Source organism: Nocardiopsis codii (assembly GCF_036327455.1).
Taxonomy (GTDB): Bacteria; Actinomycetota; Actinomycetes; order Streptosporangiales; family Streptosporangiaceae; genus Nocardiopsis; species Nocardiopsis codii.
Window position 1 is genome coordinate 1 of the sequence record NZ_JAUZMY010000081.1, and the last position, 893, is coordinate 893.

Here is an 893-nt window from a genome sequence, read left to right on the forward strand (position 1 = left end):
AACTGCACTACTGGCGTACCCGCCTGCAGGACCTCCCGGAGGAGTTGGTGCTGCCCACCGACCGGCCGCGCCCCCAGGTGTCGTCCTATCGGGGTGGGCGGGTCTCGCTCACGGTGGGCGCCCAGGTGTTCGAGCGGCTGAGGGATGTGGCCCGGTCCGTGGGGGCGACCCCCTTCATGGCGGTGCAGGCCGCGGTCGCGGTCCTGCTCTCCCGCCTCGGGGCAGGCGACGACATCCCTCTCGGCACGGTGGTCGCGGGCCGCGACGACCAGGCCCTGGACGACCTGGTCGGGTTCTTCGTCAACACCCTGGTCCTGCGCACCGACCTGTCCGGGAACCCGACCTTCACCGAACTGCTGGCCCGTATCCGCCAGCAGGACCTGGAGGACTTCGACCACACCCACGTCCCCTTCGAGCAGGTCGTCGAAGCACTCAGCCCCACACGCTCCCTCGCACGACACCCCCTCTTCCAAACCGTCGTGAACTGGGAGAGAAACACGGAGCACCTGGGGGTGGAGCTCGCTGACACGGGATCCACTGCCTTGCCCGCGCCGGCGACAACCGCGAAGTTCGATCTGTCCTTCGGAGTGGGGCTCCACCCGGATGGTGGCATGCGGGTGTCGGTGGAGTACGCGGCAGATCTGTTCGACCAGGAAACCGCCGACACCATCGGACGTCGGCTCCTCCGCGTCCTGGAACAGGTCACCGCCGACCCACGCACCCGGCCCAGCGACCTGCGCCTCCTCGATGCCGAGGAGACCCGTGTCCTTCTCGACCAGGGACAAGGACCCCGCCCCGCGGGTGAACCCACCACCCTGCTCAAGCTCCTGGCAGAGCGGACCGCCCAGCACCCCGACCGCACCGCGCTGCGCTGGGACCAGGGCACCCTCACC

At 69.7% G+C, this 893-nt stretch carries 1 protein-coding gene; it reads left to right on the forward strand.

From position 1 onward, the window contains the following. On the forward strand, nt 1-893 hold an 893-nt coding region (locus Q8791_RS31715), incomplete at both ends, for a condensation domain-containing protein (RefSeq protein ID WP_330095547.1).